Source organism: Streptomyces phaeoluteigriseus (genome assembly GCF_001896135.2).
GTDB lineage: Bacteria > Actinomycetota > Actinomycetes > Streptomycetales > Streptomycetaceae > Streptomyces > Streptomyces phaeoluteigriseus.
In genome coordinates, this window is the sequence record NZ_MPOH02000019.1 from 608,689 (window position 1) to 633,637 (window position 24,949).

11 protein-coding genes and 3 pseudogenes are annotated in these 24,949 nt (G+C 73.8%); 6 read left to right on the plus strand and 8 right to left on the minus strand.

The window, feature by feature from the left end:
* Both BM536_RS32435 and BM536_RS40435 read right to left on the minus strand, forming a co-directional pair.
* A pseudogene (locus BM536_RS32435) lies at nucleotides 1-988 on the minus strand (polysaccharide deacetylase family protein); the annotation flags it as partial.
* A gap of 19 nt (nucleotides 989-1,007) precedes the next feature.
* On the minus strand, nucleotides 1,008-1,340 hold the full coding sequence (locus tag BM536_RS40435; protein ID WP_073499704.1) for a hypothetical protein: 333 nt from the start codon (nucleotides 1,338-1,340) through the stop codon (nucleotides 1,008-1,010).
* Nucleotides 1,341-1,734: 394 nt separating this feature from the next.
* Between BM536_RS40435 and BM536_RS32445 the strand changes: the two genes are divergently transcribed.
* The gene (locus BM536_RS32445) at nucleotides 1,735-2,763 is read left to right on the plus strand and encodes a chitinase (RefSeq protein ID WP_073499702.1); all 1,029 of its coding nucleotides are present in this window, start codon (nucleotides 1,735-1,737) and stop codon (nucleotides 2,761-2,763) included.
* 11 nt (nucleotides 2,764-2,774) lie between these two features.
* On the opposite strand, the gene BM536_RS32450 is transcribed toward BM536_RS32445, so the two are convergent.
* The 5 genes from BM536_RS32450 to BM536_RS32470 all read right to left on the minus strand — a co-directional run bounded on the left by BM536_RS32450 (nucleotide 2,775) and on the right by BM536_RS32470 (nucleotide 7,975).
* Nucleotides 2,775-3,224, minus strand: coding sequence for an imidazolonepropionase-like domain-containing protein (locus BM536_RS32450; protein WP_073499700.1), 450 nt, complete (start codon nucleotides 3,222-3,224; stop codon nucleotides 2,775-2,777).
* A 7-nt stretch (nucleotides 3,225-3,231) separates the two neighbouring features.
* Nucleotides 3,232-4,431, minus strand: a complete 1,200-nt coding sequence (mqnC, locus tag BM536_RS32455; protein WP_073499698.1) for a cyclic dehypoxanthinyl futalosine synthase — start codon at nucleotides 4,429-4,431, stop codon at nucleotides 3,232-3,234.
* A gap of 72 nt (nucleotides 4,432-4,503) precedes the next feature.
* A complete protein-coding gene (locus BM536_RS32460; RefSeq protein ID WP_245873896.1) occupies nucleotides 4,504-5,307 on the minus strand; it encodes a prepilin peptidase in 804 nt (267 codons plus the stop codon).
* Nucleotides 5,308-5,379: 72 nt separating this feature from the next.
* A complete protein-coding gene (locus BM536_RS32465; protein WP_094103921.1) occupies nucleotides 5,380-7,053 on the minus strand; it encodes a serine/threonine-protein kinase in 1,674 nt (557 codons plus the stop codon).
* A 73-nt stretch (nucleotides 7,054-7,126) separates the two neighbouring features.
* Complete coding sequence (locus BM536_RS32470; RefSeq protein WP_073499904.1) at nucleotides 7,127-7,975, minus strand: menaquinone biosynthetic enzyme MqnA/MqnD family protein; 849 nt, start codon at nucleotides 7,973-7,975, stop codon at nucleotides 7,127-7,129.
* A gap of 312 nt (nucleotides 7,976-8,287) precedes the next feature.
* Here BM536_RS32470 and BM536_RS32475 point away from each other — a divergent pair, with 312 nt between their 5' ends.
* Entirely contained in the window at nucleotides 8,288-8,491 is a 204-nt protein-coding gene (locus BM536_RS32475; protein ID WP_073499902.1) for a cold-shock protein, read from the plus strand.
* A gap of 111 nt (nucleotides 8,492-8,602) precedes the next feature.
* Here the strand turns inward: BM536_RS32475 and BM536_RS32480 are convergent, their stop codons facing one another.
* Nucleotides 8,603-9,196 (minus strand): helix-turn-helix domain-containing protein, encoded by a 594-nt coding sequence (locus BM536_RS32480; protein ID WP_094103811.1) that lies wholly within the window; start codon nucleotides 9,194-9,196, stop codon nucleotides 8,603-8,605.
* Nucleotides 9,197-9,263: 67 nt separating this feature from the next.
* On the opposite strand from BM536_RS32480, the gene BM536_RS32485 reads away from it, so the two are divergent.
* From BM536_RS32485 to BM536_RS44480, 4 genes and pseudogenes are all read left to right on the plus strand, one after another.
* Entirely contained in the window at nucleotides 9,264-9,959 is a 696-nt protein-coding gene (locus BM536_RS32485) for an AzlC family ABC transporter permease (protein WP_073499901.1), read from the plus strand.
* Nucleotides 9,956-10,270, plus strand: coding sequence for an AzlD domain-containing protein (locus BM536_RS32490; RefSeq protein ID WP_094103812.1), 315 nt, complete (start codon nucleotides 9,956-9,958; stop codon nucleotides 10,268-10,270). The genes BM536_RS32485 and BM536_RS32490 overlap by 4 nt, the downstream gene beginning before the upstream one ends.
* Before the next feature lie 653 nt (nucleotides 10,271-10,923).
* Nucleotides 10,924-12,552, plus strand: a pseudogene (locus tag BM536_RS32500) (fatty acyl-AMP ligase); the annotation flags it as partial.
* Nucleotides 12,553-12,764: 212 nt separating this feature from the next.
* Nucleotides 12,765-24,826: pseudogene (locus BM536_RS44480) on the plus strand (SDR family NAD(P)-dependent oxidoreductase); the annotation flags it as partial.
* Between the last annotated feature and the right edge of the window lie 123 nt (nucleotides 24,827-24,949).

Sequence of the window (24,949 nt, forward strand, 5' to 3'; positions counted from 1 at the left end):
GCCCCGCCCGTCGCCCCCTCCGCCGCACCCGCCCCGCCGGTCGCCCCGTCGGCCTCGCCGCCGGGGACAGCACCGTCGGCCTGCTGCCCGGAGGCCTCGCGGGCCGCCGCGTTCTCCTCCTGCATCACGCCGCTGATGGTGGTGAAGGTGTAGCCCGCCGCCTTCATCTTCTTGATGTACGTCGGCAGCGCGGCGATCGTCTGTGAGCGCTCGCCGCCCGCGTCGTGGAAGAGGACCGAGGCGCCCTTGCCGTCCTCCGGCGTGGCCCACTTGATGATGTTGGAGACGCCCGGCCGCTTCCAGTCGTCGCTGTCGGTGTCGACGAAGACGCTGGTGTAACCGTCCTCGCCGAGCCGCTGGTAGACGGGCCAGCTGTAGTTGTCGATGGCGTCCGTCTCCGAGGAGTACGGCGCACGGAACAGCGTGGTGGTGACGCCGGCCGCGCCCGCGAGCGCCAGCTGGGTCTGCTCCATCTCGCGGTCGACGCGGGCGTCGCTCTGGTAGGAGAGGTCGACGTGGGTGAAGGTGTGGATGCCCACCTCGTTGCCCTGCTCGACCAGGTCCTCCACGATGTCCGGGTAGCGCGAGACCATCGACCCGACCAGGAAGAACGTGGCCGGCACGTCGTACTTCTCGAGGATCTCCAGGACCTCGGGGGTCCAGGTGGGGTTGGGCCGTCGTCGAAGGTGAGCGCGATCGTCTTGTCCGGCACCGAGACCGTGGTGGCCTGGCCGCCCCGGAAGGTGAGGATCGGGCCGCCGTCGAGGATGTCGTCGGGCACCTCGCTCGCGCTGGCCCCGGTGCGCACGCGCTGGTCGCCGCCGACCTCGGCGCGCAGGTAGCCGTCGAGCAGCATCACGCTGGTGAGCGCGAGCAGGAGCAGCCCCGCGAGGATGACGCGGGGTTTCTGGAGGGCCGCGGCCTTGCCCGCCGCCCGTTCGATACGGGAGGGGGCGCGGCGCCGGCCGCGGGAGGGAGTCGTCGTCATGTGGGTGGCTGCGTTCCGGTCAGTTGGCGGCCGCGGAGGCGGAGACGGACGGGGATGAGGACGAGGACGAGGAGGGGGACGGGGAGGAGGTCGGGGAGGCGGTGCCGGTGGGCGGGGTGTCGCCCGGCAGGCCGACCGGGTTGCCGACGCCGCCGTCCGGGCGCATACCGCCGGGGCCCTGGCCTCCCTGGGCGTTGCCGCCGAACGGCAGCAGTGAGGACGGGTTCAGCGAGGTGCCCCAGCCCATGAAGGCGGCGCTCAGGACGACCGCGTAGACGAGGCAGCCGACGCCCATGAGGACGCCGATCCGGCGCAGCAGCTTGGACCGGCGTCCGGAGTTGTCAACGAACACGGGCCCCTCGGCGGCGGAGTCGTGGCCGCGTTTGCGACGGCGACCGCGAGCGGCGGCACGGCTTTCGATGGCAGGCTCGGAATGCATTCCCCGGATATTAGGGAGGCTTTATGTGCCCTAAACTCTGCTCTTCTTGTGAGAGAGCCATGAGGAACGGGCGAACCTGTCTCCTGCCTGAGAGAAAGGGCAAAGACCTGCGCGGCCGAACCTGGATGAAGGCGGGTCTATTGTCGCTTTTGGGCGCCGGATCGCACCATTTTGTTCACATCCATCCATGAAATGGCTGTGTGTTTGCCGTTCCGGCGCGGGACCCTCGAATGTGAGACATTTCGAGTTCGGGAACGGTCTTTGTTTCCGTCCTGAGACAGAAATCACGAGAGCGGGTGCATGCGCAATGAGGAGTTTCCTGAGGCCGGCGGCCGGGCTCACCTGCCTGTTTGCCTTGGCCACCGCGGGATGCTCCGCGGGGTCCGACGGCACGTCGGACGCGGCACCCGCGACACCGCGACAGAGCACCAGTGCCGCGCCGTCGCAGAACGCCGCGTCCCGTACGTCGTACGCCCCCTACGTCAACGCGGCGGAGGCCTCCGCCAACGACGCGGCGGGCTCACCGGCGGCGTACAACCTGGCCTTCGTCATCTCCGACGGGAGCGGCTGCACCCCGGAGTGGAACGGCCAGTACGCCGTGGACGACACCGCCGTGGCCTCGCGCGTCTCGGCGCTCACGGAGACGGGCGCCTCGGTGCGGGTCTCCTTCGGCGGGGCGTCCGGGAAGGAACTGGCGGCCACCTGCGACAGCGTGGCCGAGCTGACGCGGGCCTACGGCGCGGCGCTCGACGCGGCCGGTTCCACGCAGGCCGACTTCGACATCGAGGGCGAGGAGCTGACCGACGCCGACTCGGTCGCCCTGCGCTCCCGGGCGATCGCCGCGCTCCAGGAGGAACGCCCGGACCTGGAGGTCTCGTTCACCCTTCCGGTGATGCCGTCGGGGCTGGACTCCGACAGCCTCGCGCTGCTGACCTCGGCGAACAAGTACGACGTCCAGGTGTCCGCCGTCAACCTGATGACGATGAACTACGGCGAGTCGTACACCGGCGACATGGGCGGGTACGCGATCACCTCGGCCACCGCCGCGCACACCCAGTTGAAGGGGATCTTCGGCACGGCGGACGCCGACGCCTGGAAGGGCATGGCGCTCACCTCGATGATCGGCGTCAACGACGTCGACAACGAGACGTTCACGCTCGCGGACGCGGCGGAGGTGCGGGCGTTCGCCGAGGAGAAGGGCATCGCCTGGGTGTCGATGTGGTCGACGTTCAGGGACCAGCAGTGCGAGGACGGCACCGACGCGGACGACGCGCTGACCAACTGCAGTGGCGTGGAGCAGACCGCGGGCGCGTTCGCGGAAGCCTTCTCCGAGTGACGCCGGCTCGGCTAGCGCCTCCTGTGCACGAGCCGGCCCGCGCACACCGTCGCGATGCACGCGCCGCTCTCGTCGAAGACGGCGAGGTCGGCGCGGCCGGTCTCGGTGATCGCGGTCGGCCGGGCCCGCGCCAGCACGACCACGTCGTTGCGGTCGGCGGCGGCCCGGAGTTCGGGTGAGCCGGCGTGTTCCGCGAGGACGGCCGCCGCGCCGAGCTTCAGCACCGCGTGGATGCGCTCACGCGGGCTCGGGGCGTCCGGCAGGGGTCCCTCGTGCAGGTGCGCGGGGCCGAGCACGCCGGGCCAGCGCCGGACCCGCGCGCCGGGAAACCGCCGCTCCAGCTCCGCGAGGGGCCCCACACCCGCGACCCGGCCGCCCTGGACGGCGACAGCACCACCCCTGACCGGCTCCGGGTCGTCCCAGACGTGGCGGACCTCGTCGGCCGCGTGGATCGTCAGCACGGGGAGGTCAGTTGGAGGCCAGCAGCTTCAGCTCGGGGTGCGCGGTGCCGCCCTCGATCGCGGTGGACGAGATGTGCGAGACGACCCGCTCGTCGACCGGGTCGTTCGCCGGGTCGTCGTGCACCACGAGGTGCTCGTACGTCGTCGCACGCTGGGCCGGGACGCGGCCCGCCTTGCGGATCAGGTCGATGATCTCCAGGCGGTTGGAGCGGTGCTTGGCACCGGCCGAGGAGACGACGTTCTCCTCCAGCATGATCGAGCCGAGATCGTCCGCGCCGTAGTGCAGCGACAGCTGGCCGACCTCCTTGCCCGTGGTCAGCCAGGAGCCCTGGATGTGCCGGACGTTGTCGAGGAAGAGGCGGGCGATCGCGATCATCCGCAGGTACTCGAAGAGGGTCGCCTGGGTGCGGCCCTTCAGGTGGTTGTTCTCGGGCTGGTAGGTGTACGGAATGAAGGCGCGGAAGCCGCCCGTCCGGTCCTGTACGTCGCGGATCATCCGCAGGTGCTCGATGCGCTCGGCGTTGGTCTCGCCGGTCCCCATCAGCATGGTCGACGTGGACTCCACGCCGAGGTTGTGCGCGGTCTCCATGATCTCCAACCAGCGCTCGCCGGACTCCTTCAACGGAGCGATCGCCTTGCGCGGGCGGGCGGGGAGCAGCTCGGCGCCGGCCCCGGCGAAGGAGTCGAGACCCGCGGCGTGGATGCGCTGGATCGCCTCCTCGACGGACACCTTCGAGATCCGCGCCATGTGCTCGACCTCGCTCGCCCCCAGGCTGTGGATGACGAGCTGCGGGTACTCCTTCTTGATGGCGGAGAAGTGCTTCTCGTAGTACTCGACGCCGTAGTCCGGGTGGTGTCCGCCCTGGAACATGATCTGGGTGCCGCCGAGTTCGACGGTCTCCGCGCACCGGCGCAGGATGTCGTCCAGGTCGCGCGTCCAGCCCTTGGCCGTGTCCTTCGGCGCCGCGTAGAAGGCGCAGAACTTGCACGCCGTGACGCACACGTTCGTGTAGTTGATGTTGCGCTCGATGATGTACGTCGCGATGTGCTCGATGCCGGCGTACTGACGGCGGCGTACGGCGTCGGCGGCGGAGCCCAGCGCGTGCAGGGGCGCGTCGCGGTAGAGGTCGAGCGCCTCCTCGGGGGTGATCCGCCCACCCTCGGCGGCACGGTCGAGGACGGACTGGAGGTCGGCCTTCTCGGTCACCGAAGCGTCCCTTTCGTCAAGGGTTGTGGACGGACCCGGCCAGCCTACGCCAGCGCCTTCCGACGGCTCACCTCAGGCCGCGTACGCGCCCATCACCACACCGGCGTACACACCGGCGGTCAGGAACGGCCCGAACGGGATCGCCGTCTTGCGTCCGGCCCTGCGCGCGAGCAGCAGCGCGCCGCCGTACAGCGCGCCGAACAGGAACCCGGCGAAGGTGCCCAGCATGACCGTCCCCCAGCCGTACCAGCCGAGGACCGCGCCCGCGCCGAGGGCGAGTTTCACGTCGCCGAAGGCCATGCCGCCCGGGTTGACGAGGTGCAGCACGAGGTAGCCGGCGCTGAGCGCGAGGGCGCCCAGCAGGGCCGTCGTCCAGTCACCCGCGTGCTCGGGCAGCAGCGCGGCCACCCCGAGCAGGGTGAGAGCGGCGGCCGCGAGGGACAGCGTGAGCGGATCGGGCAGCCGCTTCACCCGCAGGTCCACGGCCGCGAGCAGCACCCCGACGGGCGCCAGCAGCAGCCATACGGCCACCTCGGGCCGGATGCCGGTGGCGAGCGCCAGCCCGGCGCAGAGGACCGCGGTGGCGAGGGAGGGACGGAGGGCGCCGGGACCGTACGGCGGTGACGTGCCGGGGCAGCCGGGACAGCGGGCGGGACCGAGCCAGCCGCCCAGGGGGTGTCCCGCGGGACAGGTACGGCGCCAGCCGGGATCGACGGGTCCGGACCCCTCCCCCTCCCCCTCTCCTTCCCCTTTCCCCTCCCCGTCCTCCAGTTCCACCGAGAACCGGTACACCGCCCGTGGCAGCACCGCTCCCGCGAGCGCGCCCCACACCGCCGCGAGGAGGATCAGCAGGGCGTCGATCGGTGCGACGGTCAAGGAACTCCACCTCATCTCTTCACTCGTCGCCTGTGCCCGCGCGCCGCTCTCCACCTGGGCCCGCGCCGCCCGCTAGTCGACCCGCGACATCCGCGCGACGGGATTCCCCTCGGCCGAACTCTCCGACACATACGTCAGGTCGTCGCCCGTCCGCGTCAACCGCACGGTGTGGGCGGCCGGGTTGCAGCCGCCGTGGTTGGTCCGCGCGCCGACCGAGGTGGTGATCAGTTCCTTCGCGGTCACCTTCTTCAAGGTGAGGATGTCGAGGCAGACACCGCCGAGCACATCGGTCTGGCGGAGGCGGCCCAACTCCTTTCCCACGGCGGCCTGTTTTACCGTCAGCCGGAAGGTGCCCATCGGGAGCCGGCCGTCGAGGCCGCTGCCCTGGCCCTCCCAGGTGCCGACGTAGGCCGCGGGGACCACGCCGGTCGCGGCCGGGGGCGCGGTGGCGGCCGGGGCCGAGGAGGACGCGTCGCTGCCCGCGGCGCTGTCGTTGTCGTCGGAGCCCGAGCCCGGCATCAGGTCGAGGACGAACACCGAGCCGACCGTCACCGCCGCCAGCGCGCCCGCGACCGCGAGCGCCAGGGTGCAGCTCAGCCGGCGCCCGCGCCCGCCCTCGCCGGGCGTCGCGGCGGCGGCGAGGGAGAGGGACACCTTGCCGGGCCGCTCACCGCCGGCCGTGGACCTCCCGGCGTCCCGCGGCGCGGGCATCACCGGCGCCGGTCCGAACTCCCCCACCTCGGCGGGAGTCTGTGCCTCCCCCACCCTGGACGGCCCCTCCGCCTCCCCCACCGAGGCGCTGCTGAACCCCACCGGCCCGGACACCGCTCCCGCGCCGGCCCCCGCCCCCGTCGCCTCCAGGTTCAGCAGTTGTACGGCGCTCCGCCCCACCTGTTCCACCAGCCTCCCCGGCAGCCAGCCCGAGGCGACCAGGCGGGCCGCCCCCTCGGGAGCGAGTCGGTGGGCGACCTCCGCGGGGGTGGGCCGGGCGGCCGGTTCCTTGGCGAGGCAGGCCGTGACCAGGTCCAGCAGGTCCCCGTCCAGGCGGCCGAGCGCGGGCTGCTCGTGGACGACCTTGTAGAGCAGGGCGGCCGAGGAGTCGCCGGGGAAAGGGGGTTCGCCGGTCGCCGCGTACGCCAGTACGGCGCCGAGGGAGAAGACGTCGGCCGCGCCGCCCGCGCCCTTGCCGAGGATCTGTTCGGGGGCCATGTAGCCGGGGGAGCCGACGGAGACGCCGGTCGAGGTGAGGGACGCGGTGCCGTCCGTCGCGCGGGCGATGCCGAAGTCGATGAGCAGGGGGCCGTCGACGGTGAGGAGGACGTTGGACGGCTTGACGTCCCGGTGCACGAGGCCGAGTCCGTGGACGGTGGCGAGCGCTTCCCCGAGGCCCGCCCCCAGCACCCGTACCGTGTGCTCGGGCAGTGCGCCGCCGCCCGCGACCGCCGCGGCCAGCGAGGGTCCGGCCGCGTAGGCGGTGGCGACCCAGGGGACGTGCGCCGTCGGGTCCGCGTCCAGGACGGGCGCGGTCCAGGCACCGCCGACCCGCCGGGCGGCGTCGACCTCGCGGCGGAAGCGGGCCCGGAACTCCTCGTCGAGCGCGAGGTGCGGGTGCACGATCTTCACGGCGACGGTGCGCCCTCCGGCACTGCGGCCCAGGTAGACGCGGCCCATCCCGCCGGAGCCGAGCCGGCCCAGCAGCCGGTAGGGCCCCACCTCGGTGGGTTCGTCGACACCGAGCGGCTGCATGACGTCCACCCCTCCCCCGTAGACCCGGTGGGCCCGTGGCCCCCCAGGGCCCGTCAGCAGCCTAGTGCCGTCGTCACGGCTGAAGAAGGTCGACCTTGACGTCGGCCGGGAAGCCGGTCGTCGGGCCGACGCGACGGGCGAACTCGGTGACGGCCGCCAACTGGGCGGGCCCGAAGCGGAAGTCGAGCGTGGTGAAGTAGCGCTCCAGGACCTCCTCGTCGAAGCTCTCCCAACGGGCCGCCTGCTCGGCGACCTTGGTGACCTCTTCGAGGGAGAGGTTGCGGGAGGCGAGGAAGGCCTCGTGGACCTTGCGGGTGATGAGCGGCTCGCGCTCCAGGTAGTCCCGGCGGGCCGCCCACACCGCGAAGACGAACGGCAGGCCGGTCCACTCCTTCCAGAGCGCGCCCAGGTCGTGCACCTGGAGGCCGTACCTGGGGCCGTCGAGCAGGTTCGCCCGCAGCGCCGCGTCGCCGATGAGTACGGCCGCCTCGGCCTCCTGCATCATCAGGCTCAGGTCGGGCGGGCAGGTGTAGTAGTCCGGCCGGACGCCGTAGCGGTCGGACAGCAGGAGCTGGGCCAGGCGCACGGAGGTGCGTGAGGTGGAGCCGAGGGCGACGCGGGCGCCGTCCAGTTCCTCCAGCGGCACCTGGGAGACGATCACGCAGGACATGACGGGACCGTCGCAGCCGACGGCGATGTCGGGGAATGCGACCAGGTCGTCGGCGTTCTTCAGGAACTCGACGAGGGTGATGGGCCCGATGTCGAGGTCCCCCCGCACCAACTGCTCGCTGAGCCTCTCCGGGGTGTCCTTGGTCAGCTCGAAGTCGAGGAGGGTGCCGGTTCTCGCGAGCCCCCAGTACAGGGGCAGGCAGTTGAGGAACTGGATGTGGCCGACGCGCGGCCGGGTGCGAGAATTGTCCACATCGCGACGATAGACCCCGGCCGGTGGCGTGCGGCCTCCGGCCCCCGCCGCGACCCCCACGGGGGCCCGCCGTCAACCCCTTTTCCGGATCTTCAAACATCCGGGTGACGTGATCTTGACCTCTATTGCATTCCGGTGCCTACATGCTAGGCTCGCCCGCAAGTTGCAGTTTGGTTTCCCTTGCAGTACAGAGCCTGCGGAGCATGTAACCGCGGGCTCTTGACGTTTTCAGACGTATGCAGTTGTGCGGCACTTGCTTTCACGCTTGCAGGGTTCTGGAGCAGGGCAACCCTTTGGGCCCAAGGAGGGCTTATGGCTACCGGAACCGTGAAGTGGTTCAACGCCGAAAAGGGCTTTGGCTTCATCGCCCAAGAGGGCGGCGGCCCCGACGTCTTCGTCCACTACTCCGCGATCAACGCGCAGGGTTTTCGTTCGCTCGAGGAGAACCAAGCGGTCTCCTTCGACGTGACCCAGGGCCCGAAGGGCCCGCAGGCGGAGAACGTCACCCCCGTCTGATCGCCTGACCGCATCACACCCTGAGATCGCAAGTCTCTGAGAGCAGTACCCAAGGAGCCCCGCGCCGCAAGGCGACGGGGCTCCTGCCTTTCCGCGACAACCCCCGCGCCCCTACACGTGCTGCATGACGAGCACGAACGTCGTCCCGGGCAGCAACGCCTCGTACGAGTGCGGTACATCACCCCGGTACGTCATGTAATCGCCGGGTTCCAGCTCCACCGTCTCCCCGGCCGGCCCGGCCAGCACCCGCCCGGTGCTCACGATCAGGTGCTCGACCGTGCCCGGAATGTGCGGCTCCGAGACGCGGGCCGCGCCCGGTTCGGCCCGCAGGTGGTAGAGGTCCCGCCGGGCGCCCGGCGGGCTCGCGGACAACAGGGTCGCCACGTACGGCGCCTGCTCCGAGGCGACCGTCGGCCCCTCCCCCGCCCTGACGACCCGTACGGCGGACACCGGGGGCTCCACCAGCGCGCTGAACGGGACTCCCAGGGCCACGCCGAGCGCCCAGATCGTCTCCATGCTCGGGTTGCCGCTCGCCGCCTCCAACTGGGAGAGCGTGGACTTGGCGATGCCGGCGCGCTTGGCCAGTTCGGAGAGGGACAGCCCGGCCCGGGTGCGCTCGCGGCGCAGGGAGGCGGCGATCCAGTCGAGGGGGAGGCGGGAGGGGGGCGAGGGCTGTGAGGGTTGCGGAGGTACGGCGTCGGCCATTTCGTTCGCTCCATCGGTACGTGCGTTCGGCTTGACGAACGGAGTCGCTCTGTCCATTGTAGAAAACATGCGTTCGCCACACCGAACACCCCGCGTATCGGCCGTCCAACGGGCTCTCGTCCGTGACAGTTCGCTCGTCTGGCTCGCCAGCGGGGTGGTCGGCGTCTCCTTCGGCGCGATCTCCGTGGCCGGGGGACTTCCGGTATGGGTGCCGGTGGCGATGTCCGTGCTGGTGTACGCGGGATCGGCGCAGTTCAGCGCGGTGGGCGTGCTGTTGGCCGGGGGCGGGCCGTTCGCCGCGGCGGCGACCGGGCTGCTGCTGAACACCCGGACGGCCGCCTTCGGACTGGCCGTCGCGGACCTGCTGGGCCCCGGTCGTGCGGCCCGGTTTCTCGGCGCGCACCTCGTCACGGACGAGACCGTCGCCTTCGCGCTCGCCCAGCCCGACCCCGCACGCCGCAGGGCGGCCTTCTGGATCTCCGGGCTCGGGCTGTTCGTCGTGTGGAACCTCGGTGTCCTGGCCGGGGCGCTCGCCGGCGGGGCCCTCGGCGACACCGCCGCGTACGGCCTCGACGCCGCCTTCCCCGCCGTCCTGGTCGCCCTGGTGCTGCCCGCACTGCGCGGGGACGCCCGGCTACGGCGTTCCGCGGCACTCGGCGCCGCCCTGGCCCTGGCGCTGACGCCCGCCGTCCCGGCCGGGGTGCCGGTCCTGCTGGCACTCGCCGGGCTGTTTCTGTACGGCCGCGAGGGGGCCGCCGTATGAGTGCGTCGGTCGTCGTGATCCTGGTGTTGGCGGTGGGGACCTACGCGTTCCGACTGGTGGGGCCCGCGCTGCACGGGCGGGTCGTGCTGCCCGCGCGGGTGCGGGAGTTGCTGGCGGCGGGGGCGGTGGTGCTGCTGGCCGCGCTGCTGGCGACCGGCGCCCTGACCGAGCGGGGTGGCTTCGCCGGGTGGGCGCGTCCGGCGGGGGTGCTGGTGGCGGTGGCGCTGGCGTGGCGGCGGGCGCCGTTCCCGGTGGTGGTGCTGGGAGCGGCGGTGACGGCGGCGGGACTGCGGGCGCTGGGGGTGAGGTGAGCCGCGATGATGTACGGGTGGGCGCGTCGTCGGGCGCGACGGAAGCAGGATGGGAGACGGGGATCACATGGAGAACGGTGACGGGAGAGGCGGCGCTTCCGAGGCCGCCGGGGGCACGGCCGCCGCGCCGGTCGGCCTCGCGGCCGGCCTCGGGATCGGCACGGCCGTCGGCGTCGCGCTCGGGCTGACCGTCTTCGACAATCTCGGACTCGGGCTCTCCCTCGGGATCGGCCTGGGCGTGGCCATCGGCGCGGGAGCCGACGCGGGTGCGGGCGCCGCGCGCGGCGCGCGCCGGGCGGGGGACGGGGTCGAGGGCGGTGCGGAAGGTGCCCTCCTGCCGGATCCCGTAGGGTTCCCCCTGTGGTGCGACCGTCCGTGCGGAGGCGTCAACTCCGTTCGACACAAAGGGTTTACGCGGATTCGACCCATTCGCACGCGGTACCTTGCTAGAGTGTTACTCGTCGGTAGCAAGCTGTACGGGGGGACGAGGAACCGGTGACGGACCATCACCCGGGTTCCTCGAGTGGACGATCGAGACGGACGTTCCGGCGACGAGGCCGGACCGGTGCCGTGCCCGTCTCGACGCGGACGCGTCGGCGTGATCTCGAACTCCGTTTCCCTCGCCTATTCCCAGACAGGTGAGACTCGTCAACATGGCCCGTTCCCTGGTCGATCTGCTGACCACGCACGCCACGCACCAGCCCGACCGGACCGCCTACCGCCACCTCGTCACGGGGGACGTGGACGGAGAGATCCAAGAGATCTCCTACGCCCGCCTGGCCACCCGAGCCCAGGCCGTCGCCGCCTGGCTCCAGGAGCGCGGCCTCGCGGGCTCCCGCGCGATGCTGCTGTACCCGCCCGGCCTCGAGTTCGTCTGCGGATACCTCGGCTGCCTCTCCGCCGGAGTCGTCGCCGTACCCGGCGTGCCCCCGCAGGGCCGCACGCAGAACCACCGCGCCGTGACCCGGATGAAGCGCCTCATGGCCGACGCGGACGCCAAGGTGATCCTCGGCGGGCGCGAGGTGATCGCCGCCCTCGGCACCATGGCCGGGCAACTGCCCGAACTCGACGGGATCACCTGCCTCGCCACGGAGGACATCGCCGACGAACTGGCCGCGTCCTGGCGCGAACCCGATCTCACCCCCGACTCCGTGGCCTTCCTCCAGTACACCTCGGGCTCCACCTCCGCCCCGCGCGGCGTGGTCGTCACCCACGGCAACCTGCTCGACAACGAGCGCGTCATCGCCGAACGCATGGGCCACACCGAGGAGGTGCTCGACGCGTACGACCACGAGCTGTTCGTCAGCTGGCTGCCCGTCTACCACGACATGGGCCTCATCGGACCGGTCCTGAACACGCTGTACCTCGGCGCCACCACCACCCTCTTCTCGCCCCTGCACTTCCTTCAGCGCCCCGACCGCTGGCTGACCGCCATCGACCGCCACCGCCCGCACAGCAGCGGCGGCCCCAACTTCGCCTACGAACTCGCCCTCAGGCACGCGAGCCCCGAACTCCTCGACGGCCTCGACCTCAGCGGCTGGAAGGTCGCCTTCAACGGCGCCGAACCGGTGCGCGCCGCCACCCTGCGCCGCTTCGCCGAGACCTTCGCCCCGGCCGGCTTCCGCCGCGAGGCCCTGTACCCCTGCTACGGCCTGGCCGAAGCCACCCTCATGGTCACCGGCGGCCGCGTCGGCACACCCCCCGTCCTCCTGGAGACCGACTCCGGCACCGGCGACGCCGCCGCGGTGAGCTGCGGTCACCCCGCCGACGGCTGGACCGTCGCCATCACCGACCCCGAACGGCAGCAGGAACTGCCCGAGGGCGAGGTCGGGGAGATCTGGCTGCGAGGCGCGAGCGTCGCCAAGGGCTACTGGCGCAACACCCTCGCCACCCGCGAGTCCTTCCGCGCCACCCTGCCCGGCCACGAGGGCCGCTTCCTGCGCACCGGGGACCTCGGATTCCTGCGCGACGGCGAACTGTTCGTCACCGGCCGCCTCAAGGACCTGATGGTCGTCGACGGACGCAACCACTATCCGCAGGACCTCGAACTCTCCGCCGAACTCGCCCACCCGGCGCTGCGCCCCGGCTGCACCGCCGCCTTCTCCGTCGACGGCGGCGTCGAGGGCGAACAGCCCGTCCTGGTCGCCGAGGTGGCCCCGGAGTCGGCCGGTGAGTCCGAGAAGATCACCGACCTGATCCGCGCGGCGATCGGCGACGCCCACGGCCTGCCCGTGCGGGACGTCGTCCTGGTCCACCCCGGCACCATCGCGAAGACCTCCAGCGGCAAGATCCAGCGCCGTGCCACGCGTACGGCCTACCTCGACGGCACCCTCTCCGTGGTCGCGCACCCGCCACCGGCTGACAACGGCCGCCGCCGGTCCGCCCGTTCGGGCCGGCACCACCTCGGGGCCGTCGAACCCGACCTTCCTTCCGGCCGCGCCCTCCACGGCGTACGGAAGTCCGCCGCGCACCCAGTTCACGAGGACCTCTCCAGATGCCTGCGAACGCGTCCCTGCCCCAGAACCCCGAGCCGTCCCCGGCGACCGCCGAGGGCGTGCGCGCCTGGCTGGCCGCGGCCGTGGCCGAAGCGGCCGGCCTCGACCCGCTGCACGTCGACCCACACCGCCCGATCGCCGAATTCGGCCTCGGCTCCCGCCAGTTGGTGGCCCTGGGCGCGGACCTCTCCGACCGCCTCGGCCGCACCCTGGAACCGTCCCTCGTCTTCAACCACCCCACCATCGCGGCGCTCGCCGACGCCCTCTTCGAGGAACGGCCGGCCGCGTACGCCACCGCGGGCACCCGGCAGGACGACCCGGCCACCGGACGCTCCCACGGTGCCGCCGCCACCCTCCTCGGCGACGACATCGCGATCATCTCCATGGCCTGCCGCTTCCCCGGCGGCGCCGACGACCCCGAGGCGCTGTGGCAGCTCCTCGACGCCGGGCGGGACGTCATCTCCGACGTGCCCTCGGGCCGTTGGGACACCCACGGTCTCCTCGACCCCGACCCGGAGGCCACCGGCAAGGCCTACACCCTGCGCGGCGGCTTCCTCGACGACATCGACCGCTTCGACGCCCCCTTCTTCGGCATCTCCCCGCGCGAGGCCGCCGCCATGGACCCGCAGCAGCGGATCCTGCTCCAGACCGCCTGGGAGACCCTCGAACGCGCCGGCATCGTCCCGGACACGCTGAACGGCAGCTCCACGGGCGTCTACGTCGGCCTCTACGACAGCGGCTACCTCGGCGCCGCCTCTCTCGCGCAGCTCGACGGACACGTCGGCACCGGCTCGGCCGCGAGCGTGGCCTCCGGACGCCTCTCCTACACCCTCGGCCTCCAGGGGCCCGCCGTCACCGTCGACACCGCGTGCTCCTCCTCCCTGGTCGCCCTGCACCTGGCCGCGCGGGCCCTGGCGGTCGGCGAGTGCGACCTCGCCCTGGCGGGCGGCGCGACCCTGCTCGTCACCCCGCGCGGGCACGTCGAGTTCAGCAGGCTGCGCGGCCTGTCGCCGTCGGGGCGGTGCAGTCCCTTCTCCGCCGACGCGGACGGCGTGGTGTGGGCCGAGGGCTGCGGCCTCGTCCTGCTCAAGCGGCTCTCCGACGCCCACCGGGACGGCGACCGGATCCTCGCCGTCGTCAAGGGCTCCGCCCTCAACCAGGACGGCCGCAGCCAGGGACTCAGCGCTCCCAACGGGCCCGCCCAGGAACGGGTCCTGCGGGCCGCGCTCGACGCCGCCGGGCTCCGTCCGGACGACATCGACCACGTCGAGGCGCACGGCACGGGCACCCCGCTCGGCGACCCGATCGAGGGCAACGCCCTCGCCGCCGTCTTCGGACCCGGCCGCCCCGCCGACCGGCCCCTCGTCCTCGGCTCCCTGAAGTCGAATATCGGACACACCCAGGCCGCGGCCGGCATCGGCGGCGTCATCAAGACCGTCCTGGCACTGCGCCACGAACGCATACCGGCCTCCCTGCACGCCGCGACGCCCACCGGGCACATCGCCTGGGAGGGCAGCGGCCTGCGGGTGCCGGCCGACGCCGAGCCCTGGCCGCGCCGCGCGGACCGGGTACGCCGGGCGGGCGTGAGCGCGTTCGGCATCAGCGGCACCAACGCCCACGTGGTGCTGGAGGAGGCGCCCGAGACCGCCGACCTTGCCGCGCCCGAGACCGACCTCTCCGCGCCCGAGACCGGCCTCGCGGCCCCGGTCCTGTTCCCGCTCTCCGCCCGCACTCCGCGCGCGCTGAAGGGACAGGCCGGCCGGCTCGCCGGAGCCCTGCGCGAGGCGCCCGCGACACCGCTCCAGGCGGTCGCCGCGACCCTCGCCCGTCACCGCACCCACTTCGCGCACCGGGCCGTCGTCCAGGCCGCCGACCGCGCCGCACTCCTCGCCGCCCTGGACGCGCTCGCCGCGGGGGAACCCGACCCGGACACCACCGCGGGCCCCCAGGAGACCCGCCCGTCCGGCAAGGTCGCCTTCGTCTTCCCCGGCCAGGGCTCGCAGTGGGCCGGCATGGCCCGTGACCTCCTCGCGCACGACCCGGTGTTCGCCGACGAACTCGACCGCTGCGACGGCGCCCTGCGCCCCTTCACCGACTGGTCCGTCGGCGCCGTCCTGCGCGGCGACGCCGGCGCGCCGTCCCTGGACCGCGTGGACGTCGTCCAGCCCGTGCTGTTCGCGGTCATGGTGGCCCTGGCCGCCGTGTGGCGGGCCCGGGGGATCCGCCCGGACGCCGTCATCGGGCACAGCCAGGGCGAGGTCGCCGCGGCCTGCGTGGCGGGCGCCCTCAGCCTCAACGACGCGGCCGCCGTGGTGGCCCTGCGCAGCCAGGCCCTGACCGCCCTGTCCGGCAGCGGCACCATGGCCGTCGTCGCCCTGCCGCACACCGAGGTAGAGGAGCGTCTCGCCGGTCTGCAGGGCGAGGTGTCCGTCGCCGCCGTCAACAGCGGTCGTTCCACGGTGATCGCCGGCGAGGTGGAACCGCTCCAGACCCTCCTCGACGACCTGGACCGCGAGCAGGTGTTCGTCCGCCGCCTCGACGTCGACTACGCCTCCCACAGCACGCAGTCGAACCGGTCCGCGCCGGCATCCTCGACGAACTCGACGGCGTCACCACCTACCCGGCGTCCGTCGCCTGGTACTCGACGGTCACCGGCGAGCCCGTCACCGAGGAACTGGCAGCCGAGTACTGGTACGCCAATCTGCGCGAGCCCGTCCGGTTCGCGCCCACCGTGCGGCGGATGGCCGCCGACGGCTACCGCTGCTTCGTCGAACTCAGCCCCCACCCCGCCCTGCTGACGGCTCTGCGCACGATCGGCGAGGAGACCGGCCACGACCTGGTCACCGTCGGCTCGCTGCGCCGGGACGCGGACGCGCGCGCCTGCCTGGACCGGTCGGCGGCCGAACTGCACGTCCATGGCAGGGACCTCGACTGGCGGCGCGCCGTACCGGAAACGGCCGGCCCCGCCCAACTCCCCACCTACGCCTGGGACACCCAGCGGTACTGGACAGAGCCCGAGGGCACGTCCGCCACCGGCGGTCTCCTCGGCCGGGCCGCGCACCCGCTCCTCGGCGTCCAGCTCCGGTCGCCCGACGAGACCCGCTGGACCTTCCGCGACGAGTGGTCCCCGGCCACCGCCGACTGGCTGCCCGACCACGCTGTTTTCGGCCGGACCGTCGTCTCCGGCACGACCCTGCTCGAACTGTGCCGCGCAGCCCTCACCGAGGCCCGCCCGGACGAGTCCACCGACGTCACCGGCCTGCTCCTGCTCACCCCGCTCGTGCTGCCCGCGTCCGGCACGGTCGAGGTGTCCGTCGAGGTCGTCGTCGACGGCCCCGACACCGAGGTCACCGTGCACAGCCGCCCGCGCGGCCGGGAGGCCACCGGCTGGACCCTGCACGCCACCGCGTCCGGCGCCGACCCGGCCGGAGTCCCGGGGGAGCGTCCCCCGCTCTGGCCCGAGGACGCGGCACCGGCCTGGACCGAGGAGACGTACGAGAGGCTGACCGGCGTCGGCCTCGGCTACGGCCGCGCCTTCCAGGGCGTACGGGAGGCGGTGCTCACCGGCGACGGCGAACTCCTCGCGCGGCTGTCGCTGCCGGCCGAGGCGCGGGACGTGTCCGACCCGTACCCCGTCCACCCGGCTCTGCTGGACGCCGCCCTGCACGTCGCCGCGGTGCTCGACCCGTCCGACGAGCGGGTGCTGCTCCCCGTCGCCGTCGGCCGCTGCACCCTCGAAGGCGGCGCCGACGACCTGATCGTCTCCGTCCGCCGCACCGGATCCACGGCCACCGACCTCACCCTCGACGTCACCCTGTGGGACGCCGACGGCTTCCCCGCGGGCCGCCTGGAGGACGTACGGCTGCGGGCGGCCACTCCGGCGGATCTGAGCAGCGGCTCGGAGAACGCACGCCACCTGTACGAGGTGGCGTGGACGGCCGTGCCCCGGGCGGCCGAGGCCCCGCAGGAGGCGTGGTCGGTCGTCGGGGACCCGGAGGCCGCGCGCGAGCTGATGTCCGCCGGGGTGCCGGTGACCGACGCCGCCGACGTCGTCGTACGGTTCTGGCCGCGCCCGGACACCGACGGCGAACCCGCCGTCCAGGCCCACGAGTTGGCCGCCGTCGCCCTCGGTGAACTCCAGGCGCTGCTCGCCCTGCCGGAGGGGCGGACGCCCGCGCGGACCGTCTGGGTGACCCGGGGCGCGGTCGCGGCCGGTGCGCGGGACGCCGTACCGGCGCTCGCCCAGTCCGTGCTCTGGGGGCTGGCCCGCAGCGCACGCTCCGAACACCCGGACCTCGGGCTCACCCTCCTCGACCTCGACACCCCCGACTGCGCGGACGCCCTCCGGGCCGCCGTGGCGCACGACGACGAGCCGGAACTGGCCGTGCGGGCGGGCGCGTTGCTCGCTCCACGCCTGATCCGCTCCCGCGCCGCCGAGGGCGGCGCCCTGCCCGGTGACGGCACCGTCCTCGTCACCGGCGGCCTGGGCGCCGTCGGCCGGCACATCGCCCGCCTGCTCGCCGAGAACGGCGTACCCCGACTGCTGCTGACGTCCCGCCAGGGACTGGCGGACCCGAGCGCCGCCCGGACCGTCGCCGAACTCGCCGCGCTCGGCGCCGAGGCCGAGGTCGCCGCCTGTGACGTCGCGGACGCCGACGCCCTGGCCGGCGTCCTCGCCCGCGTCGGCGAAGAGCACCCGCTGCGGGGAGTCGTGCACTGCGCGGGCGTCCTGGACGACGGGGTGATCGCCGAACTGACCCCCGAGCGGCTCGCCCGGGTCCTGCGCCCCAAGGCCGACGGCGCCGCCCATCTGCACCGGCTCACCGCCGGACTGCCGCTGGAGATGTTCCTGCTGGTCTCCTCGGCCGCGGGCGTCCTCGGCAACGCGGGCCAGGGCAACTACGCCGCCGCCAACGTCTTCCTCGACCAGCTCGCCCACCACCGGCGCGCCCGGGGCCTGCCCGCCACCTCCGTCTCCTTCGGCGCCTGGGCCGGTGAGGGTCTCGCCGCCGAGCACGCCGACCTGGAGCGGATGGCCCGCCTGGGCCACCGCCCCCTCACCCCAGACCAGGGCCGTGACCTGGTCGGACTCTCCCTGCGGCGCGGCACACCCCATCTGGTGGCCTGGTCGCTCGACCTGCCACGCCTGCGCGAGCACGCGGCCGGGACCGCCCTGTGGCGCTCCCTGCTGCCCGCGCCGCGTACCGTCGGACCCCGTGGCGGCCTCGCCGACCGGCTCGCCGCACTGCCCGAGGCCGAACGCGCCGAACGCGTCCTCGCCCTCGTCCGCGAGGAGGCCTCCCGCGCCCTCGGGCTGCGCTCCGCGGAAGCCGTCCGGCCCGACCAGCCGCTGCGCGACCTCGGAATGGACTCGGTGACCGCGGTCGAGCTGCGCAACCGCATCGGCGCCCGCCTCGCCGCCAAGCTGCCCGCCACCCTCCTCTTCGACCACCCCACCCCCGAACGGCTCGCCCGCCACCTGCTCGACACGGCCCTCGGCGACCCCCGGGGCAAGGCTGCCCCCGCACGGGCGGCCCGCGCCGCCGCCCCCGCCGACGAGCCGATCGCGATCGTGTCGATGGCCTGCCGCCTGCCCGGCGGGGTGAACGACCCCGACGCCCTGTGGCGACTCGTCGCGGACGGCCGCGACGCCGTCGGCCCCTTCCCGGCCGACCGCTGGGACGTGGAGTCCCTGTACGACCCCGACCCGGACGCCCCCGGCAAGTCCTACGCCCGCGACGGCGGCTTCCTCGACGACATCGAGTCCTTCGACGCGGGCTTCTTCGGCATCACCCCGAAGGAGGCCGCCGCCATGGACCCGCAGCAGCGGCTGCTGCTGGAGACCACCTGGGAGGCCCTGGAGCGCGGCGGCATCGTGCCCTCGGACCTCGCGGGCAGCACCACCGGCGTCTACGTCGGCATGTTCGGCAGCGAATACCTGGCCGGCACCCGCCTCGACCAGCTCGACGGCTACGTCGGCACCGGGTCCGCGCCGAGCGTCGCCTCCGGCCGGCTGTCGTACACGCTCGGCCTGCACGGGCCCGCCCTCACCGTGGACACGGCCTGCTCGTCCTCCCTGGTGGCGATCCACCTCGCGGCCCAGGCGCTGCGGTCGGGCGAGTGCGACCTCGCCCTCGCCGGCGGGGTCACCCTCATGGTCACCCCGCAGACCTTCGTCGAGTTCAGCAGACTGCGCGGCCTGTCCGCGACCGGCCGCTGCCGTTCCTTCTCCGACGACGCCGACGGCGCGATCTGGGCCGAGGGTGCCGGCATGCTCGTACTGAAGCGGCTCGGCGACGCCCGGCGCGACGGCGACGAGGTACTGGCCGTGCTGCGCGGCACCGCCGTGAACCAGGACGGCCGCAGCCAGGGCCTGTCCGCCCCGAACGGCCCCGCCCAGGAGCTGGTCCTGCGTCGCGCCCTGGAGCAGTCCGGGCTGGCGCCCGAGGACATCGACCACATCGAGGCGCACGGCACCGGCACCACCCTCGGCGACCCGATCGAGGCGAACGCCCTGACCGAGGTCTTCGGCGTCTCCCGGCCCCCGGACCGCCCGCTGTACCTGGGCTCCCTCAAGTCCAACATCGGTCACGCACAGGCCGCCTCGGGCGTCGCCGGGCTGATCAAGGTGGTGCAGTCGCTGCGCCACGAGACCCTCCCGGCCACCCTGCACGCGGACACGCCCAGCCGGCACGTCGACTGGGAAGACAGCGGACTGCGGCTCCTCCAGGAGGCCCGGCCCTGGCCCGCGCACGGGGGGCGGGTGCGGCGCGCGGGCGTCAGCGCCTTCGGCATCAGCGGCACCAACGCGCACATCGTCGTCGAGGAGGCGCCCGGGACCGCGCCGCGGACACCGGCCGAAGCGAGCGGCGACAAGCACCTCTTCGTGCTGTCCGGCCGCAGCGAGGCCGCCGTCCGCGGACAGGCGGCACGGCTCTCGGCGTACGTCACCGAGGACACCCCCTTGCCGGACGTCGCCCACACCCTGGCGCGGCACCGCAGCCACTTCGAGCGGCGGGCCGCCGTCGTGGCGGGCGACCGGGGCGAACTGCGCGCCGCGCTGGACGCGTTGGCGTCCGGCCGTGCGCCCCTGGCCCCGCACCGCGAGGAGCAGAGCGGCAAGGTCGCCTTCCTGTTCGCCGGACACGGCGGCCAGTGGCCGGGCATGGGACTGGAGTTGTTCGCCGACTCGCAGGCGTACCGGACGGAGCTGACCCGCATCGACGCGGCCGTCCAGCGGCAGGCCGGCTGGTCCGTGCTCAACGTGCTGCGCGCTCCCGAGGAGTTCTCCCCTCTGGAGCGCACCGAGTACCTCCAGCCGGTGCTGTTCGCCGTCAACGCCGCCCTGGCCGCCGCCTGGCGCGCCCTCGGCGTCACCCCCGACGCCGTGGTCGGTCACAGCCTGGGCGAGATCGCCGCCGCCTACAGCGCGGGCGCGCTCACCCTGGACGAGGCCGTGACGGTGGTGACCGGCCGCGTCCACGCGGTCGTGCCGCTCGTCGGACACGGCGGCATGGTCGCCGTCGGCCTCCCGTACACCGAGGTCGGGGAACTGCTCGCGCCGTACGAGGGACGGCTGTTCGTCGGCGCCCTCAACAGCGCCCGCTCCACCGCCGTCTCCGGCGACGCCGACGCCCTGGCCGAGCTGGGCCGGCAGCTGGAGGAGCGGGGCGTCACGGTACGCCGGCTGTCCACGCCGTTCGCCTCCCACAGTCCGCTCATGGAGCCGCTCCGAGACGAACTCCTCGACCGTTTCGCGTCCGTCCGGGGCACCCGCACGGACACCCCGCTGTACTCGGCGGTGCTCGCCGAACCGGTGGACGGCGACCGTCTGGACGCCGCGTACTGGTTCGCCAACCTGCGCCGACCGGTCCGTTTCGCGGACACGATCCGCCGGATGCTGGACGACGGCTACCGCTACTTCGTCGAGCTGAGCCCGCACCCCTCGCTCACCGCCGCCGTCGAGGCCGTCGCCGCCGAGTCCGGTGTCGACGCCGTCGGCATCGGCTCCCTGCGCCGCCGGCAGGACGGCCACGCCGTGCTGCTGCGCCGGGCCGGGGAGCTGTTCACCGCGGGCCACGCACCGGACTGGACGGCCCTCTTCCGCCAGGGCCGCCGCCTCGACCTGCCCACCTACGCCTTCGCCCGCGAACGCCACTGGCTCGCCCCCGCCCCGCCCACCGCGGCCGGCGCCTCCCCGCTGCTCGGCACACACGTCGAGGCCAGCGACGAACCCGGCCGGCACCTCTTCCAGAGCCAGGTCGACCTGCGGGACAGCCGCTTCTCCTACCTCACCGACCACCGCGTCACCGGCGAGGTCTGGATGCCCGGCGCCGCCTTCCTCGACATGGCCCTGGAAGCCGCCCACGCGGTGACGGACAGCGCCGAAGTGCGCCTGGAGGACGTGCGGTTCGTCCAACCCCTGCGCCTCGACGAGGGCCGGCCCATGCGCATCCAGCTCGTCCTGCGCCCCGCCGAGGACGGCGTCCGCGAGTTCACCGTCGCCTCGGCGGCCGAAGGTCAGCGACGCTGGGAACGCCATGTCACCGGCCGGATGCTTCTCGACACGCCCCCCGTTCCCGAACCCCGCCTGGACGACATCCGCGCGAGCTGCACGGAGACGGTCGAACTGGGCCCCGTGTACGCCCAGTTGAGCGCCCTCGGCATCGAGTACGGCCCCGCCTTCCGCAACCTGGAGTCCGGCCGCCGAGGTGACACCGCCGCGCTCGCGCGACTCGCCGAACGCCCCGCCGCCGGGCACCTGTTCCACCCCGCCGTCCTCGACTCCGCCCTGCACACCGCCGCCCTGCCCGGCGACGCGCCCCAGGGACGCGCGTTCGTGCCCGCCGGGTTCGGCCGCGTCCGCCACACCGGTCGGCGCACCGCACCCGTCTGGGTGAGCTGCGAACTGCGCTCGGTGGAGGGCGACACAGCCTCCCTGGACCTGCGCCTGTGGGACGACGACGGCCGACTCGTCCTGGAAGCCGAGGAGTTCGGACTCGCCGCGCTCTCCCCGCTGGACGGCGCCCTCTTCGAGACCCGCTGGCAGCCCCGCCCCGCCGCCCGGGAACGCCCCGCCGAGGGCAGCTGGCTGATCCTCGCCGACGGAACCGGCACCGCCGACGACCTCCTCGCCCGCCTCGGCACCGAGGTGCCGCACGTCGTCGCCCGCGGCGGAACCGAGTTCACCGCGGAGGGCCCCGGCCGGTACGTCCTCGACCTCGCCGACCCGGGTCACCTGGCGCGCCTCCTCGACGAGGCCTACCCCGACACCCTGCCCGCGCGCGTCGTACAGCTCAGCGCGTTGGACGCCCCGGCCGTCACCGACGCGCGGACCGCCGAGGAAGCGGCCCGCCTGTGCTGCCTCGCCACCCTCCACCTCGTGCGGGCCCTCGCCGACCGCCCCCGCGGCCGCTCCCCGCGCCTCTTCGTCGTCGCACGCGGCAGCCAGGCCGCCGGGGAGAGCGGTCAAGCCGTCGGGGACGACGGCCAGGCCGTCGGGGGCAGCGGCCAGGTCGCCCACCCGCAGCAGGCGCTCGCCTGGGGCTTCGGTCTCGCCGTCGCCCAGGAGTACCCCGAACTGACGGCCACCCTCGTCGACCTGCCGGCCACCGGCGGCACCGACGCCCTGTGGACCCAGCTGCGCCACGCCGACGACGAACGCCTCGTCGCCCTGCGCGAGTCGGGCCGCCTCGTCCCCCGGTTGACCCGCACCCGGCCCGACATCGACGGCGCGCCCGTCGTCACCCCCGACGGCGTGCACCTGATCACCGGCGGGCTCGGCGGCCTCGGCCGTGTCGTCGCCGAGCGGCTCGTCCGGCGCGGAGCCCGCCGCCTCGCCCTGTTGAGCCGCGGCACCCCCGCCGCCGACGCCCGGCACTGGATCCGCGGCCTGGAGGAACGCGGGATCACCGTGCACCTCGCCCGCGCCGACGTCGCCGACCGCGACAGCCTGGCGGCCGCCCTGGACGCCGTACGCCACGAAGCCGGCCCCATCGCCGCGATCGTGCACGCGGCCGGTGTCCTCGACGACGCCACCGTCGCCAACCTGACCGGTGAACGCGTCCTGCGCGTCCTCGCGCCCAAGGTGCTCGGCACCGCACTGCTCACCGAACTCGCCCCCGAAGCGGGCAACCTAATCCTGTTCGCGTCGGCGGCCGGCCTGCTCGGCTCACCCGGCCAGAGCCCCTACTCGGCGGCCAACGCCTTCCTCGACGCCTGGGCCCACCACCTCTCCCGCACCGGACGACGGGCGCTCAGCCTCGACTGGGGCGCCTGGTCCGGCGTCGGCATGGTCGCCGAGTCCGGCACCCGCGCCACCGAGACCGGCCGCTCCGGGCTCGTCGCCTTCTCCCCGCAGGAGGGCGGCGAACTCTTCGACCGCGTCCTGGACACCGGCCGCCGCCAACTCGCCCCGCTCGCCCTCGACTGGGAACTCCTCGCCCTCTCCCCGGACGCGGTGCGCACCCGCCCGATCCTCGCCGACCTCGTCACCGCCCCCACCGGCACCGGCGACGCCGACGGCCTGGTACGGAAGGTGTTCGCGGCCACCACCGACCAGGACCGCGTCAGCTGGCTGGAGGCCTACGTCCGCGCCCGCGTCGGCGAGGTCTCCGGCGGCGTCGTCGACACCTCCGCGAACAGCGCGCTCAAGGAACTCGGCCTGGACTCCCTCATGCTGGTGCGGCTGCGCAACTCCTTCGCCCGCGAACTGGGCGTCGAACTGCCCACCGCCGAGATGTTCGCCGCCGCCGACGTCAGAAGCCTGGCCGGGACCCTGGCCGCCGCCCTGCCCGAGCGAGCGGCCGAACAGCGCACCGCCGACCCGGACGCCGAGGTGCCGGAGACCGAGACGCACCCGGCGACCCGCGACGTGGTACGCCTGCTGCGCAGCGCCCGCCCCGAGATGCCGCAGGCCGCCCACGCCGTCGGCCTCGCCGTCCGCCTGACCTCGCCCACCGACCGCGAGACGCTCACCGGCATCGTGGACCGCCTCGCCGCCCGGCACGCCGCCCTGCGCACCGCCGTCCGGACCGGCGCGGACGGACGCCTGCTGCACGTCGTCCGGGAGGTGCCACCGCTCCTGCGGTGGACACCCGTGACGGACGATCCGGACGCGGCCGAGCGCCTGCGGACGCTGCTCGAACCGGAGTTCGACCTGACGGCCGCACCCCTGTGGCGGTTCGAGCTGCTGGACGGCCGAGCGGGGGGCCAGATCCTGGTCTTCGGCGCCCACCACGCCGTCAGCGACCTCCAGTCCCTGCTCCTCGTGGCGGGCGAGATCGACACCGAACTGTCCGGCACCCCGCTCGGCGCGGACCCCACCAACCGGGACGTCCACCTCCTCATCGAGGCCCAGCAGACGGGCGAGGGCACCGCGACGGACGACTGGCGCGAGGCCTTCGACGGCAGCGAGCGGCTCGACCTGACCCTGTCGAGCCCACGCCCTGCGCGGCGGTCGTACCGTGCGGGCAGTGTCACGGTGGCCCTCCCCGACGGGCTCATGGACCGTGTGACAGCCGCCGCGAGCGGCCTCGCCGTCACACCCGCCGCCTTCTGCCTCGGCACCCTGACGGTGCTGCTGGCCCGCAAGCGGCGACGCGAACGCTTCGTGCTCGCCGTCCCCGTCGACACCCGCATCCACACCGACGCCTTCGACGCGGTGGGCTTCTACGGCGTCCCCGTGCCGTTCCCCGCCGAGGCACGGGCCGGCGAACCCGTCGCCGACGTGCTGCGGCGCACCGACGGACGCATGCAACGGCTCCTGGCCAGGGGCGCCATGTTCTCCGACGTGCTGGCGACCCTCGCCCGGCAGGGCCTGCACCGCGCCGAGGCCCCGCTCGTGGAGGTCTACTTCAACTACGTCCGCTACGGCGGCGGCCTCGCCAACCTCGACGTCCTGCCCGCCGGAACCGGCTACTCCGACCTGGACCTGATGATCACCATGACCCCCGACGCGGGTCGCATCCGCCTCGACCACAACCTCGACATCCTCGACCCCGCGGCCACGGCCGGGCTCGGTGAGGAGTTCGTGGAGCTGCTGGGCGAGGTGGCGCAGGACGTGTCGGCACCGGTCGCCCGGCAGGAGGCCGCGCCCGCCCGGTCCCTCGCCCTCGCCGCCACCTTCGCCCTCGGCAACCTCCCGCTGATGTGCGCGACCGCCCTCGGGGAGGGGGCGCCGCAC

Bases quoted from the DNA above. Each gene is read 5' to 3' on its own strand.
- BM536_RS32465 (WP_094103921.1), bottom strand. From the start codon at position 7,053: ATGCAGCCGCTCGGTGTCGACGAACCCACCGAGGTGGGGCCCTACCGG.
- BM536_RS32480 (WP_094103811.1), bottom strand. From the start codon at position 9,196: ATGGCCGACGCCGTACCTCCGCAACCCTCACAGCCCTCGCCCCCCTCC.
- BM536_RS32490 (WP_094103812.1), top strand. From the start codon at position 9,956: ATGAGTGCGTCGGTCGTCGTGATCCTGGTGTTGGCGGTGGGGACCTAC.
- BM536_RS32475 (WP_073499902.1), top strand. From the start codon at position 8,288: ATGGCTACCGGAACCGTGAAGTGGTTCAACGCCGAAAAGGGCTTTGGC.
- BM536_RS32485 (WP_073499901.1), top strand. From the start codon at position 9,264: ATGCGTTCGCCACACCGAACACCCCGCGTATCGGCCGTCCAACGGGCT.
- BM536_RS32445 (WP_073499702.1), top strand. From the start codon at position 1,735: ATGAGGAGTTTCCTGAGGCCGGCGGCCGGGCTCACCTGCCTGTTTGCC.